Annotated in this window: 12 protein-coding genes and 1 pseudogene; 7 read left to right on the forward strand and 6 right to left on the reverse strand. The window is 63.4% G+C overall.

Annotated elements, in window-relative coordinates; translation table 11 throughout:
• Window positions 1-29 precede the first annotated feature (29 nt).
• The 3 genes from JWR51_RS10135 to glyS all read left to right on the forward strand — a co-directional run bounded on the left by JWR51_RS10135 (window position 30) and on the right by glyS (window position 4767).
• Window positions 30-581: a LemA family protein gene (locus JWR51_RS10135; RefSeq protein ID WP_299747090.1), complete on the forward strand. Its 552-nt coding sequence runs from the start codon at window positions 30-32 to the stop codon at window positions 579-581.
• Window positions 582-585: 4 nt separating this feature from the next.
• On the forward strand, window positions 586-2505 hold the full coding sequence (locus tag JWR51_RS10140) for a DUF2207 domain-containing protein (protein WP_299746998.1): 1920 nt from the start codon (window positions 586-588) through the stop codon (window positions 2503-2505).
• 237 nt (window positions 2506-2742) lie between these two features.
• Window positions 2743-4767: a glycine--tRNA ligase subunit beta gene (gene glyS / locus JWR51_RS10145; RefSeq protein ID WP_299747000.1), complete on the forward strand. Its 2025-nt coding sequence runs from the start codon at window positions 2743-2745 to the stop codon at window positions 4765-4767.
• A gap of 173 nt (window positions 4768-4940) precedes the next feature.
• Here glyS and JWR51_RS10150 read toward each other — a convergent pair whose 3' ends face one another.
• Window positions 4941-5267, reverse strand: a complete 327-nt coding sequence (locus JWR51_RS10150) for a hypothetical protein (protein ID WP_299747002.1) — start codon at window positions 5265-5267, stop codon at window positions 4941-4943.
• Window positions 5268-5344: 77 nt separating this feature from the next.
• Between JWR51_RS10150 and JWR51_RS10155 the strand changes: the two genes are divergently transcribed.
• Window positions 5345-6331 carry a DUF808 domain-containing protein gene (locus JWR51_RS10155; protein ID WP_299747004.1) on the forward strand — a complete coding sequence of 329 codons (987 nt, stop codon included), beginning with the start codon at window positions 5345-5347 and terminating at the stop codon, window positions 6329-6331.
• A gap of 198 nt (window positions 6332-6529) precedes the next feature.
• On the opposite strand, the gene rnhA is transcribed toward JWR51_RS10155, so the two are convergent.
• From rnhA to ispH, 3 genes are read right to left on the reverse strand one after another with little or no spacing between them, the layout of a single operon-like run.
• Window positions 6530-7000 (reverse strand): ribonuclease HI, encoded by a 471-nt coding sequence (gene rnhA, locus JWR51_RS10160; RefSeq protein WP_299747007.1) that lies wholly within the window; start codon window positions 6998-7000, stop codon window positions 6530-6532.
• Window positions 6997-7521 carry a GNAT family N-acetyltransferase gene (locus JWR51_RS10165; RefSeq protein WP_299747009.1) on the reverse strand — a complete coding sequence of 175 codons (525 nt, stop codon included), beginning with the start codon at window positions 7519-7521 and terminating at the stop codon, window positions 6997-6999. The genes rnhA and JWR51_RS10165 overlap by 4 nt, the downstream gene beginning before the upstream one ends.
• Window positions 7518-8513 (reverse strand): 4-hydroxy-3-methylbut-2-enyl diphosphate reductase, encoded by a 996-nt coding sequence (ispH, locus tag JWR51_RS10170; RefSeq protein WP_299747092.1) that lies wholly within the window; start codon window positions 8511-8513, stop codon window positions 7518-7520. The genes JWR51_RS10165 and ispH overlap by 4 nt, the downstream gene beginning before the upstream one ends.
• Window positions 8514-8606: 93 nt before the next feature.
• Here ispH and JWR51_RS10175 point away from each other — a divergent pair, with 93 nt between their 5' ends.
• The 3 genes and pseudogenes from JWR51_RS10175 to JWR51_RS10185 all read left to right on the forward strand — a co-directional run.
• Window positions 8607-10874: a putative PEP-binding protein gene (locus JWR51_RS10175; RefSeq protein WP_299747011.1), complete on the forward strand. Its 2268-nt coding sequence runs from the start codon at window positions 8607-8609 to the stop codon at window positions 10872-10874.
• A 74-nt stretch (window positions 10875-10948) separates the two neighbouring features.
• A complete protein-coding gene (locus tag JWR51_RS10180) occupies window positions 10949-11494 on the forward strand; it encodes a hypothetical protein (protein WP_299747014.1) in 546 nt (181 codons plus the stop codon).
• A gap of 823 nt (window positions 11495-12317) precedes the next feature.
• Window positions 12318-12731 (forward strand): annotated as a pseudogene (locus JWR51_RS10185) (cell wall hydrolase); the annotation flags it as partial.
• 18 nt (window positions 12732-12749) lie between these two features.
• Here the strand turns inward: JWR51_RS10185 and JWR51_RS10190 are convergent.
• Both JWR51_RS10190 and JWR51_RS10195 read right to left on the reverse strand, forming a co-directional pair.
• The gene (locus tag JWR51_RS10190; RefSeq protein WP_299747017.1) at window positions 12750-13259 is read right to left on the reverse strand and encodes a hypothetical protein; all 510 of its coding nucleotides are present in this window, start codon (window positions 13257-13259) and stop codon (window positions 12750-12752) included.
• Window positions 13260-13382: 123 nt separating this feature from the next.
• Entirely contained in the window at window positions 13383-13985 is a 603-nt protein-coding gene (locus JWR51_RS10195; protein WP_299747019.1) for an HD family hydrolase, read from the reverse strand.
• Window positions 13986-14079 lie beyond the last annotated feature (94 nt).

Below are 14079 nucleotides of genomic sequence, written 5' to 3' on the forward strand. Positions count from 1 at the left end.
TCCGCCTCGCATTGGAGGCGTTTATGACCATCTGGATTATTCTTGCTGTCGTCGTCGTCGCGGTCGTCTATGCCATCTCCATCTACAACAGCCTGGTCAAGAACCGGCAGTTGGTGCAGGAGGGATGGTCGGGCATCGATGTGCAGCTCAAGCGCCGCACCGATCTCATCCCCAACCTTATGGAAGCCGTCAAAGGCTACATGTCGCACGAGCGCGATACGCTGCAGGCGGTGACCGATGCCCGCGTCAACGCGCAGAGCGCCGCCAATGCCAGCCCCGAGGAACGCGCCAAGGCCGAAGGCGCCCTGTCGGGCGCGCTGGGCCGCCTGATCGCGGTGGCCGAGGCCTATCCCGATCTCAAGGCCAGCACCAATTTCCTGGAATTCCAGCAGGCGCTGCAGACCATCGAAGACGAAATCCAGCTCTCGCGCCGCTACTACAATGGCGCCGTGCGCAACCTGAACACGACGGTGGAAAGCTTCCCGTCCAACCTGATCGCCAACAATTTCAAGTTCGAGAAGGCTGAGTATTTCGAGCTGGAAAACCCCGCCGATCGCGCCGTCCCGACCGTCAAGTTCTGACGCCATGCGCCCCATCGCCCGGCTTCTGCTTGCGCTGCTTGTCGGCCTGCTCCTGGCGCTGCCCGCCGCGGCGCGCGAGGAAATTCGTGCTTTCACCGCCGATGTGATCCTCGCCACCGATGGGACGGTCAACGTCACCGAAACCATCGATGTGCAGGCCGAGGGTGACGAGATCCGGCGCGGCATCTACCGCGATATCCCCGTCACGCTGCTCGGGCCCGAGGGCGGCAAGATCCGCCCCGGCTTTGATGTCCTGTCTGTCACCCGCGACGGGCAGGACGAGGCGTTCCGCATCGAGCGCATGGGCGATTTCCAGCGCATCTGGATCGGCGATCCCGACGTCTTCCTCAATCCCGGCAAGCATCGCTACGTCATCAATTACACCATGACCCGCATGGCGCGTACCTTCGAGGGCCACGACGAGCTCTATTGGAACGCCACCGGCAATTACTGGATTTTCCCGATCGTCAACGCGGTGGCCAATGTGACGCTGCCCGAGGGCGCAGTCATCGCCAACAGTGCGGGCTATACCGGCCCCGTGGGCTCCACCGAACAAGCCGTTACCATCACCCGCACGTCGGACAATACAGCGACCTTCCGCACTACGCGCCAGCTTGGCGCCGGGGAGGGGATGAGCTTCGTCGTGGCCTTCCAGAAGGGCGTGCTGGTCCTGCCGACCGGCCTCGAAGCGTGGCTGCAATGGCTCTCCGACTTGCGCGAGGTCATTTTCCCCGTCATCGCGGCGCTCCTGGTGCTGGCCTACAATTTCCTCGCCTGGTCGCGCGTTGGCCGGGACCCGGAAAAGGGCACCATCATTCCCCTGTTCCATCCGCCCAAGGACTTCTCCCCCGGTCTCACCCACTACGTGCACAAATGGGGTTTCGATAAGTCCGGCTGGACCGCCTTCACCGCGACCATTTTTGAGCTCGGCGTCAAAGGGCTGGTGACCATCGACAATTCCGGCGACCACCTGCGTGTCACGGCCACCGGCAAGCAGCCCGATGCCCCCCTGCCGTCCGGCGAACAGATCGTTTTCGGTTATTTTGCCGCCGAGGGCGACGTCACCGTCGACAAGTCCACCGGTCTGGCCTTGCAGAAGAAACGCGGCGAATTCGTTTCCGCCATCGAAAAGGAAAACCGCTCAACCTGGTTCAAGGGCAATGTCGGTTATGCGGTGCTCGGCTACGTGCTGGCGTTCGCGCTGCTCGGCGCCATGGTGCTGTTCGATGTCCTCGATCCGCTCTGGCTGATCGGCTCCATCATCATCGGCGTCGTTCTGGGCCTGTTTGGAACCTCGTTCAGTTCGATCTGGAAGGGCGGCATTTTCACCAAGCTGTTCGCCGCCTTCTGGGTCACTGTGGTGGCTTTCAATATCTTCGGCTTTGCGCTCGATTCCCTCACACAGATGACGGTCAATACCGCCGCCATCGCAGCGATTTCCATCGTCCTGATCACCGTGGTCTTCGCCGTTCTGATGCGCGCGCCCACCATTCAGGGCCGCAAAGTCATGGACCAGATCGACGGCTTCAAGATGTATCTGGAAACCGCCGAGAAAGAGCGCCTCAACATTGCCGGCGAACCGCCCATGACCGTGGACCGCTTCGAACGCATCCTGCCCTATGCCATCGCGCTCGGCGTGGAAAAGCCCTGGAGCGACCATTTCGAGGCCGAACTCGCCCGCAACGCCGTCAGTGATGCCACCGGCGGTTATTCCCCGCTCTGGTATAGCGGCGGCAGTGGTTTTGGCGCCGGCAACATGGCCAGCAATATCTCCAACACCGTCAGCGCCGCCGCAGCCGGCATGACCGCCGCCATGGTCGCGGCGCAGCCGGTGCAGGCGTCATCGTCCGGGTTTAGCTCGGGTGGCGGCGGAGGCGGATCGTCCGGCGGTGGCGGCGGCGGCGGTGGCGGCGGCGGGTGGTGACATGGCGCCACGCCCTCGTGGTTCGAGGGTCGGCTGCGCCTCCCGCCTCACCATGAGGACTACTGGAACGATGAGGGCTGTTGGAACACCGCAGTTCTATCAGTAGCCCTCATGGTGAGGTGCGAGCCCTTGCGAGCCTCGAACCACGAGGGCGTGGCACGATACCCCACCTGCGCAATGGACATCCGTCTCCCCCCAAGCTAACAAACCCGCGCCTCTAACGTCTGGTGCGCTGCTATGCCCGAATTGCTGCTCGAACTTTTTTCCGAAGAGATTCCCGCCCGCTTCCAGCGTCGCGCGGCCGAAGATCTGAAGAAGGCCGTCACCAATGCGCTGGTCGATGCGGGCCTAGTCTATGAGGGCGCCCGCGCCTTCGTCACCCCGCGCCGCCTGGCGCTGACCGTGACCGGCCTGCCGGCTCGCTCGCCCGATACGCGCGAAGAGAAAAAAGGCCCCAAGGTCGGCGCGCCCCAGCCTGCCATTGACGGTTTTTTGCGCGCGGCCGGGCTGACCACCATCGATCAGGCCAAGATCGAAAGCGATCCCAAGAAGGGCGATTTCTACATCGCCCAGATTGAAAAGCCCGGCGCCGACGCCGCCACGCTGCTGTCCGCCATCCTGCCCAAGATCCTCACCGATTTTTCCTGGGCCAAATCCATGCATTGGGGCAGCGGCAGCTTCAATTGGGTGCGCCCGCTGCGCGCCATCACCGCCACTTTTGGCAGCGAAAACGAAGACCCCGTGGTCATCCCCTTCGCTAGCAACGAACTGACCTCCGGCCAGACCACCTTCGGCCACCGCTTCCTCGCGCCAGACGCCATCAAGGTGCGCCGCTTCGATGATTACGTGACCGCGCTCGAACGCGCCAAGGTCGTGCTCGATCTCGATCGCCGCAAGGAAATCATCAAAGCCGATGCCGACAATCTCGCCTTTGCCCAGGGCCTGACCGTCATCGCCGACGAGAACCTGCTCGAGGAAGTCGCGGGCCTAGTCGAATGGCCCGTCGTCATGATGGGCGCCTTCGATCCGGAGTTTCTGAAGCTCCCCGAAGAAGTCATCATCGCCACCATCCGCATTAACCAGAAGTGCTTCTGCCTGCGCGATGCGTCGGGCAAGCTGGCGCCCAATTTCATCATCACCGCCAATACCATCGCCAGTGATGGCGGCGCCGTGATCACCGCCGGCAATGAGCGCGTTATTCGCGCCCGCCTCAGCGATGCCGCCTTCTTCTATCAGGGCGATCTGGCGACGCCGCTGGAGCATGGCCTGCCCAAGCTCGAAGACACCGTATTCCATGCTAAGCTGGGCACCCAGTTCGCCCGCGTCGAGCGCATCGTCAAACTGGCCGGCGAAATCGCCCCCATGGTCGGCGCCGACGTGGAGCGCGCCAAGCGCGCCGCCATGCTCGCCAAGGCCGATCTGACCACCGGCATGGTCGGCGAATTCCCCGAGCTGCAGGGCCTGATGGGCCGCTACTATGCCACCGCCCAGGGCGAGCCCGCCGATATCGCCAATGCCGTCGAGTTGCACTACAAGCCCCTCGGCCCCACCGACAAGGTGCCGACCGATCCCACCGCTATCGCCGTCGCCCTGGCCGATAAGCTCGACCTCCTCACCGGCTTCTGGGCCATCGACGAAAAGCCCACCGGTTCTCGCGATCCGTTTGCGTTGCGCCGCGCTGCTTTGGGCATAATCCGCATCATCGCCGAAAACGGCCTGCGCTTCCCGCTCAAGGTCGAGCCCGATCTGCTGGCCTTCTTCCACGACCGCCTCAAGGGCACACTCCGCGATGCCGGCGCCCGCCACGATCTGGTCGATGCGGTGATTTCGGCCGACAGCGACGATATCCTCGAAATCATCCAGCGCGTCGGAGCGCTCAGCGAACTGCTGTCCTCCGACGACGGCGTCAACCTGCTCGCCGGCTACCGTCGTGCGGCGAACATCCTGGCCGCCGAGGAAAAGAAGTTCAACCTGACCTATAACGGCGCGGTCGATCAAGGCCTGCTACGCCTGCGCGAGGAGACCGATCTGGCCTTCGTGGTCGATGCCGTCCAAGCTGCCGTATCGGCCCATGTCGGCCGCAACGACTACAAGGGCGCCATGGCCGAACTCGCCACCCTGCGCGGTCCGGTCGATGCCTTCTTCACCGCCGTCATGGTCAATGATGAAGACTCAATGGTCCGCGTCAACCGCCTGAACCTGCTCAGCCGCCTGCGCGACACCATGCATCTGGTGGCCGACTTTTCGAAGGTCGCGGGTTAAGGCAGCTTCGGGTGCTGCATGGCATGTCATCGCCCCACCCACTGTCCTTCCCGCGGGCTTGACCCGCGGGCCTTTCACCCCACCAGCTGGACGACGCGTTTGCCGCGAGTGGCCCGCGGGTCAAGCCCGCGGGAAGACAGGAAGAGGGGTGATCGTTAAGATCCCACTCAACCCTACCGCACTGGCAACGCGCACAGCACGCTGCCCATATTGGTGGTGAACATGAACGACGCCTCGCCCTTGGCGTCGGTAGTGAAGCTGCCCGTCAGCCCGATATCGGCCAGTGGCCCGCTGAGCGCGTTGACGCTATTGCCCGACGAGGCCACCTGGCCGCTGCCGCCCACCGTGGACTTCGAGTCGAACTGATAGTCGCCAGCCACCTGCAAGGTCAGGATGCCGAAGGCCTTGCCGTTCATGTCGACGCATTGATAAACGCCTGGCGGCGGAAACTGTGCCAGCGCGGGCAACGTTGCGACGAGTATGAAAGCAGCGACGAGCATGATTTTCTTCATGCCCAGGATATTGCGCCCCGGGCCGCGCAATGCCAAGTCACACTGGCGCTACAAAAGGATCGACGATGAGCATCGGACTTCTTGCCCTCCTCGATGACGTCGCCGGCCTGGTCAAGGTCGCCGCGGCCTCGCTTGACGATATCGCCGGACAGGCCGCCAAGGCCGGGGTCAAGGCCGCCGGCGCGGTGATCGACGATGCCGCCGTGACGCCAAACTACGTGCAAGGCTTCAAGGCCGACCGCGAACTGCCGATCGTCGGCAAGATTGCCTGGGGATCGATCAAGAACAAGCTGTTCTTCCTCTTGCCAGCCGCCTTGATCCTGAGCCTGTTCGCTCCGTGGCTGATCACCCCATTGCTGATGATCGGTGGTGCCTACCTTTGCTACGAGGGGGCCGAGAAGGTCTTCCATGCCCTGGCGCCCCACAGTGCCGAGGCCCATGAGGCAGCGCTTGAACCGACCGCGATCGATCCCAAGACAATGGAAGATCAACAGGTCGCAGGCGCGATCAAGACCGATTTCATCCTGTCGGCCGAAATCATGACCATCATCCTGGCCGCCATCGACGTGCCGGATTTCTGGACCCGTGCGGTGATCCTGGCCATTGCCGGCATCGGGATCACGATTGCGGTTTACGGCGCCGTGGCGCTGATCGTCAAAGCCGACGATTTCGGCCTCTGGACCGCCAAGAACGCCCGCACGGGTGCCGGGCGGGCTACCGGCCGCGGCATCGTCGTATTCATGCCGGTCTTCATGCAGGTTTTGAGCGTCATCGGGACCGCCGCCATGACCTGGGTCGGCGGCAGCATCGTCGCGCACGGCCTCGATCAATTCGGCCTCAACGGTCCCGAGCTCGTCATCGAAGCGGCCGCCCATTGGGCCGAGCATGCGCTGCCGGCGATCGCCGGCTTTGCGGGCTGGTTCGCCACGGCGCTGGTCGACTTCATTTTCGGCCTGGTGTTGGGGGCGATCATGATCCCCGTCGCCGGCTACGTCATCGCGCCGCTCTGGAAGACCATCAAGCGGATGTTGCCGAAGCGGGCCAAGGCCTAAAGTCAGGTTCCGAACATCTAACGCAACATGTTTTGAGTTGAGCATCCCCCACCCACCGTCCTTCCCGCGGGCTTGACCCGCGGGCCCCTCGCCCCAGCACCAAGTGCTTGTCGAGAGTGACCCGCGGGTCAAGCCCGCGGGCAGATCGAGTGTGTGGAGGCTGCAGAGGAACGAAGCGCCAGCGTATGCGCTCACCCCCTAAACCGGTGGCATCAGCGGATCACGCTTCTTCTGCTTGAACGGCGCCATGCCTTCATTGGCCAACTGGTCCGCGCGCTCGTTGAGGTCATGCCCGGCGTGGCCCTTGACCCATTTCCACTCGATGGTGTGGCGCTTGGTCGCCTCGTCCAGCGCCTGCCACAGTTCGAGGTTCTTCACCGGCTTTTTGTCGGCAGTCTTCCAGCCGTTTTTCTTCCAGCCCTTCATCCAGCTCTGCACGCCATTCTTGACATATTGGCTGTCGGTATGGATTTCGACGGTGCAAGGGCGCTTGAGGGCATTGAGCGCCTCGATCGCCGCCGTCAGCTCCATCTTATTATTGGTGGTGAGCTGTTCGCCGCCCTTGAGCTCTTTAGTCTTGTCGCCATATTGCAGGATCGCGCCCCAGCCGCCGGGGCCTGGATTACCCGAGCAGGCCCCGTCGGTGTGGATGATGACGGTCTCGCTCATGCCGATAACTGGCCTTTATGCATGATGTGGCATTGCGTCTGCTGTCCGTCGAGCTCGCCAACGTGGGTGCGTACCATGCCGATCTTGGTCAACACCGCCAGCGAAGGCGCGTTGCGCACATCGGCGAAGCCGAGGAAATACATCCAGTCGGTTTCCCGAAAGATCCAGTCTCGCAGTGCGCTGGCCGCCTCGGTCGCATAGCCGTTGCCGTGATATTCGGGGAACATCGCATAGCCGATTTCCGGCTCACCGCGCTCACCGTGCAGGCCAAATCCTGCGCGCCCCACCAGGATACCGTCACTCTTGCGCCGCACGCGCAGCTTGCCCATGCGATGGCCGGCGAAATTGTCCAGCCAGAGCGCCACCCGTGCTTCGCATTTCGCTCGATCCCACGGCGACCCATCCGCCTTCAGATAGCGCGACACATCGGGATTGCCATGCAGGCGCAGCAGGTCATCGACCTGCTCCATCGTCCAGCCGCTGAGCACCAGCCGCGCGCTCTCGATCAAATCCAGGCTCATTGGCCAACGGCCGCCGCGATGGTGCGCAATTCGCGCGGAATGTTGAAGGCGATATTTTCCCGCGCCGTCACCCGCGCCTCCACTTTGATGTCATAGCGCTGGGCGAACGCCTCGATCACTTCGTCCACCAGCTTTTCCGGCGCCGAGGCCCCCGCCGAAACCCCGAGCGTGCGAATACCCTCAAGCCGGCTCCAGTCGATCTCCGCCGCCCGGTCCACCAGCATCGATACCTTGCAGCCGGCCCGTTCGGCCACTTCCACCAGCCGCAGCGAGTTCGACGAATTGGACGAGCCCACAACGATCATCGCATCGACTTCCGGTGCCACCGATTTGATGGCTTCCTGCCGATTGGTCGTGGCGTAGCAGATGTCTTCCTTATGCGGCCCGTTGATTGCCGGAAACTTTGCCTGCAAGGCGCGGACGATCTCGCGCGTATCATCCACCGACAGCGTCGTCTGGGTCACGAAGGCCAGTGTCTGCGGGTCGCGCGGCGTAAACCCAGCCACATCCGCGACCGTTTCGATCAGCGTGATCGCGCCGGCCGGCAATTGCCCCATCGTGCCCACCACTTCGGGGTGTCCCTTGTGCCCGATCAGCACGATCTCGTGGCCCTCGGCAAAATGCCGCTGCGCCTCGACATGCACCTTGCTCACCAGCGGGCAGGTGGCATCGAGGAAGAACATGTTCCGCGTCCGCGCATCGGCCGGCACGCTCTTGGGCACGCCATGGGCCGAAAACACCACCGGCGCCCCGGTGTCGGGGATCTCGTCGAGCTCCTCGACAAAGATCGCGCCCTTGTCGCGCAGGCCATCCACCACATATTTGTTGTGCACGATCGCATGGCGCACATAGACCGGCGCGCCATATTTCTCCAGCGCCAGCTCAACGATCTGGATGGCACGATCGACCCCGGCGCAAAATCCGCGCGGGGCACACAGCAGAATGTCGAGATGTGGCCGCTTTTCCATTCCAGTGAGATGCTTTCTGATCATGGCCAAGTCAAGTCTTGTTGCGGTGACCGGCACTGATGGGCATTATGCAATGCAATTGAAGACAAGGACTTATCGGTGAGTTTGGCGCAGGAAATGTTTGCGATTGCCCCCGCGGTGGGGAAGGCAAACCTGTCGGCCAGCCAGCTCAAGCTGCTCGCCGGCAAGGCCCGCTGGATTTTCCGTGTCGGCGAAACCGGCTTTCCCACCATCCCCACCATTGCCATCACCCGTGGCGCCTGGGAGGCTTTGCAGGCCGAACGCGCCCGCAAGGACACGCGGCTGCGCACCCATTGGATCGCCTGCCTGTTCAAGCTGGTGGGCGAGGATGCCAAGCCGCCGACGCTGGTGGTGCGCACCTCGGCCAGCCACCACAATGGCGGCCTCATGCCCGCCAAGACCGGCATCAGCGCGCCGGCCAGTCCCGAAGATTCGGTCGATCCCAGCCGCCCGTTGGCCAAGGCCATCAAGAACGCGTTTGATTCCTACGGCTTCGGCCAGGCCTGGTCCGGGCCGCGGCAGGACGATGACCGCTCGCGACAAATCGTCCTGGTGCAGACTGCCGCTAGTGGCGAGCTGGAACAATTCCTGACCCGCAATGCCGTCACCGGCGCCCTCGGCCCGGCCCCCGTCGATGGCTCCGCGCTGCCGCGCCTGCCCGAGGACATCCACGCGCTGGTTAGCCTGCTCGACGCCAAGGCCGGCCGCCACATGACCTGCCTCGTCGCTATTCAGCGTGGCCAGGTGCAGTTCGTCTCCGCGCGCGGCATTCAGGCCACCCCGGCCGCCGAACTCGAAGCCGCTGTCGACCGCGTATCGCGCAAAGTCTGGTCGGCCCAGAACGCCGTCAGCCGCGTCGATCCGGCCCGCATGGCCCAATTGCTGCATCCGCGCCTGCGCTCCACCGAAAACGCTGCGCCCATTGCCATCGGCCTTGGTGTGGCACCTGGCGCCGCCAGCGGCATCATCGTCTTCAATCCCGAGGACGCGGCGCGCCTGCGCGCTCGCGGCAAGCACTGCATTTTGGTGGTGAACGAAACCGGCCCCGCCGATATCGAGGGCATGAAGGCCGCCACCGGTATCCTGACCGCCCGTGGCGGCATGTCCAGCCATGCCGGCGTCATCGCCCGCATCACCGGCAAGCCCTGCGTTGCCGGTGTGCGCAACCTCTCCGTCGATGCCACCGAGATGGTCGCCCGCATCGGCGACCGCGAATTCCGCAGCGGCGACCGCCTCACCATCGATGGCAGCGACGGCCACGTCTATGCCGGCGTACTGCCGCTGGCGCAGCCGCATATCGGTGGCGCTATCGGTAAGCTGCTCGGCTGGTCCGATGCCTCGCGCACCATCGAAGTGCGCACCAATGCCGAAACCGTCGAATCCGCCCGCACCGCGCTCAGCTTTGGTGCCGAGGGTATTGGCCTGGCCCGTTCCGAGCACATGTTCTTCTCCCCCGAGCGCATGGTGGCGTTGCGCCGCATGATCCTTTCCGAGGACGAAGACGATCGTGCCCGCGCCGTCGATGGGCTGGTGGGCTTTCAGACCGGTGATTATTCCGACCTGTTTTCGACCATGAAGGGCCTGCCGGTCACCGTCCGCCTGTTCGATCCACCGCTCCACGAATTCCTGCCGCGCACCGATGAGGATATCGAGGAAACGGCGCAGTCGCTGGGCCTTGCCGTGCGTGCTTTGCGCCTGCGGCTCGAGCGAATTGCCGAGATCAATCCCATGCTCGGCCATCGCGGCGTGCGGCTGGCCATCACCTATCCAGAAATTCTGCAGATGCAGATGCAGGCTGTCATCGCCGGTGTTCGCGCCGCGACCGAAACGCAGGACAAACCAGTCGAGTTCGAGGTTATGGTCCCCTTCGTGTCGACCGTCAGCGAAGTCGCCTGGGTACGTGACAAGGTCAACACCATCATCGCCAATTCGGGTGTGCTGCGCTCTGGCAAGGTCAAATTCTCCTTCGGCACCATGATCGAGCTGCCACGTGCCTGCCTCCGCGCTGGCGAGATCGCCCCGCTGGTGGATTTCTTCTCCTTCGGCACCAACGACCTGACCCAGACCACGTTCGGCATTTCCCGCGATGACGCGCCGACCTTCCTCGCCGCCTATCAGCGCAAGGGCATTTATGAGCGCGACCCCTTTGTCAGCATCGACGAGAAGGGTGTCGGCGAGTTGATCGCCATGGCAATCGCCCGCGGCCGCGCCACCAATCCAGGCCTCAAGATCGGCATTTGCGGCGAACATGCCGGCGATCCAGCCTCGCTGCGCTTCTTTGCCGGCCTGGGCATCGATTACGTGAGCTGCTCACCCTATCGTGTTCCGGTCGCCCGGCTGACCCTGGCGCAGGCCTTGGCTTAACTAACGCCGTCACACCCCCTATATACACTGGGCGCAGCGCGGCACGAGACCGCGCACACGATAGGGATGTTGCTTTGAAACTTTTGCCGGTTCTGGCGCTGCTGCTCTTGCCTCTGCTGCCCGCAACTCCCGCCTTCTCCCAGGCGAATGGCGCGACCTGCGCCGCCGTCACCGACGATCCCGAACGACTGGCCTGCTACGACGCCATCTTCCGCGCCGCCCCCGGCGATACCGCCAACAGCGTGTCGTTCAATTCCGAGCAATTGATCCCCGCCCGCCCCAGCGGCCGCCAGCCCGCAGTGATGACCGTGGCCTGTGCCGCCAAGGCGCTCTCGGTCAAATTTTCTTTTGCGGGCAATACCATGTCGCCGATCGGCAGCGACGCCGGCATCAGCCTGCAGCTCGATTTGCAGGCCGCCCGCAACCTGACCTTGCCGACCACCGACGCCAACACCGCCCTGCTGGTGACCCGCGACGCCAAGACCTTCCTCGAGTCTTTCCAAGGCGCCACCAACCTGACCGTCCGTGTCACCCCCGTCAGCACCCGTTCCCTCACCGTGCGCTTCCGCGTCCAGGGCCTCGACCAAGCCATCGCCCCCATCATCGCCGCCTGCGAGTAGCGGGTGGCCCCTCTGCGACAAAATCCCCCGCCACATCCGTGCCCGCATTTCCCCACGCTGTCGTCACATCCTCCGTTTACCGGCTGCTAACCCTAATCAGACATCATCACGATCGTCGGCATTTTAGCGTCACTTTCGCCGGCGATTAGTTTTGTTGCGTAAGTGTTGAGTAGCGTTGATGGCCCATCCACACCGGCCCGTCGTCCGAAAGGGCGCGGCCAGAGCGGTTGCTCGGCGACACCCTTTTGCCCGTCTGTTGGCATTGGGCGTCATCGGCACAATGAGTTTTGCCGGCCTCACCGCTGCCGCCCACGGACCCGCGTCCGGAGATTTGGGCGATCTGGGCAAGCCCATGCCTGCGCTCGCCGAGGCCAGCATGGCCAGTTCCAGCACCGACGCGATCATCACTGGCTCGGTCAATACCCTGGCCGATACCGCCAGCTTCTCTGGCCCCAACCGCGCCGAAAAATCCGATCGTCACCGGCCCACGCCGACTGCGATGGCTATCGCCATGAGTTTTGAGCGTGCCCGCATGCACATCGCCGACCTGCGCGTCGGCCCCGTCGATCCGGCCAAGCCTGCCGCGACCACCCAGCTTGCCGACGCCGATCCGATCATCGTCGGCAAGGGTGAGGACCAGCCGCGCATTTCCGTCGCCGCGCTCGATCCCGCCATGGATTCCGATGCCCTGCGCGCCATTGCGGGTCTGGCCCCCGAGGCGGCCGCGACCCCAATGCCGATGCTGGCCTCTGACCAGTTGGCCTATGCGCGCGCCAATGCGCCCGCCACCGGCGCTTATGCGGCCGGCGCCGTCATGACAGCCGATGCCAAGCAGCTTTGGTGCCTGTCATCGGCGATCTATTTCGAAGCGCGTGGCGAGAGCTATCGCGGGCAGGTGGCGGTGGCGCAGGTGGTGCTCAACCGGGTCAAGGATCATCGTTATCCCAATACCATTTGCGGCGTGGTCTACCAGAACCAGACGCGACGCAATTCCTGCCAGTTCTCCTTCGCCTGCGACGGCATTCCCGAACGCATCAACGACGAGAAATCTTGGGCTCAGGCGCAGGATATCGCCAGCAAAGTTACCGCAGGCGAGCTCTACCTGACCGAAGTCGCCGATGCGACGCACTACCACGCCAGCTATGTCCGCCCCGCCTGGGCTCCCCGCATGACCAAGGTCACCCAGATCGGGCTGCACATCTTCTACAAGTTCAAGCGCGGCTGGCTGTTCGGCTAATTGCGGCTTCGCTGAAGGTCAGCAGCTCGCTGTATGCCGCGTAAACACGCAGGTCACGTCATTGCTAATGAAGGTCGAGTGGTTGCGGCCACGGATATGAACGAACGAGTTGCCGCGCACCAGCGGCAGCACCGTCCAGTGCCGGCCAATGCCGAGGACGGAAATCGCGCCGGCATTGTCCGACGGCACTTCGTTCACCGCGATGCCCGGATACTGGATATTGTTGGAAAACATCGCGTCGGTTGAATAGGTGCCCGTGGCGGTGGTGGTGATGTCCACATAGCTGACGCGGCCGAACTCGATCTTCTTGACCCGGCTCTTGCTGGTGGGTGTGGTGTCGACCCAGTCCTCGTACTGGACGTCGTAGGCGCTGCCCTCGAACTTCACCAATCCATCCGGATCGATGCCAGTGCGGCTTTCGTCGGCGAAGACTGAAACAATGGCGCCCGGCCCGATTGCGGCGACGCCCATGCCGCAGAGCACGCCTACGGCCATTCCCAACAGCACTTTACGATCTGGCAGACCCATGGCTCATGTCCCGAAATGAAGCGAACGCTCACGCCTTCTTAACACTTCATTAGCCATAGGTGCCCCGTCAGGGCAAAGTTCATCCTTTGTTAGGGTTAATCTCCGCCGGATTTTTGAGGCTGGTTAGAGAGATATGGCGTGGAACGCGGCGACGAAGCGGTCATGCGCTTCGCGCGTCGGCCAGGGCCGGATCAGCCGGTCGAAAGCGTCCACGTCAAAGGTCGGCATGCTGGGCTCGCCGAAGAATTTGCGCGCTTCGGGCGGCGCGAAACCGGCCAGATGCACCGCTTCGAAAAATGCCGCCTCGCGGTCGGCCTTCTTGATCAGCTTGGTCAGCGCCGCGCTGGGTATCGCCGGCAGCGTGAAACGCAGGTGGATCGCGCCGAGCAGCCGATTTTCCACGTCCTTGTAATTGCCGCCCATGGCGGCTTTGAACGGGGAGATGATGTCGCCCATCACATATTCGGGTGCATCGTGCAGCAGCGCCTGCAATTGCGCGGCGCCGTCGGCATCTGGATTGTGGGCGCGGAACAATTCCAGCACCAGCACCGAATGCTGTGCCACCGAAAAAGGATAATCCCCAATCGTCTGCCCGTTCCAGCGCGCCACGCGCGCCAGCCCATGGGCAATATCGCTTAGTTCCACGTCGAGCGGGGAGGGGTCCAGAATATCGAGCCGCCGTCCGGACAACATCCGTTGCCAGGCGCGGTCTTTTCCGCGTGCCATGCTGCCCCCAAAACTGATTGAGCCTTGAGGGTAGGGCAGGGGCCGCGATTCTTCAAACTCCGACCCGTCCCGCAGGGCAAATCGCTCCAGTGGA

Origin of the sequence: Devosia sp. (genome assembly GCF_028290625.1) — a bacterium.
GTDB lineage: Bacteria > Pseudomonadota > Alphaproteobacteria > Rhizobiales > Devosiaceae > Devosia.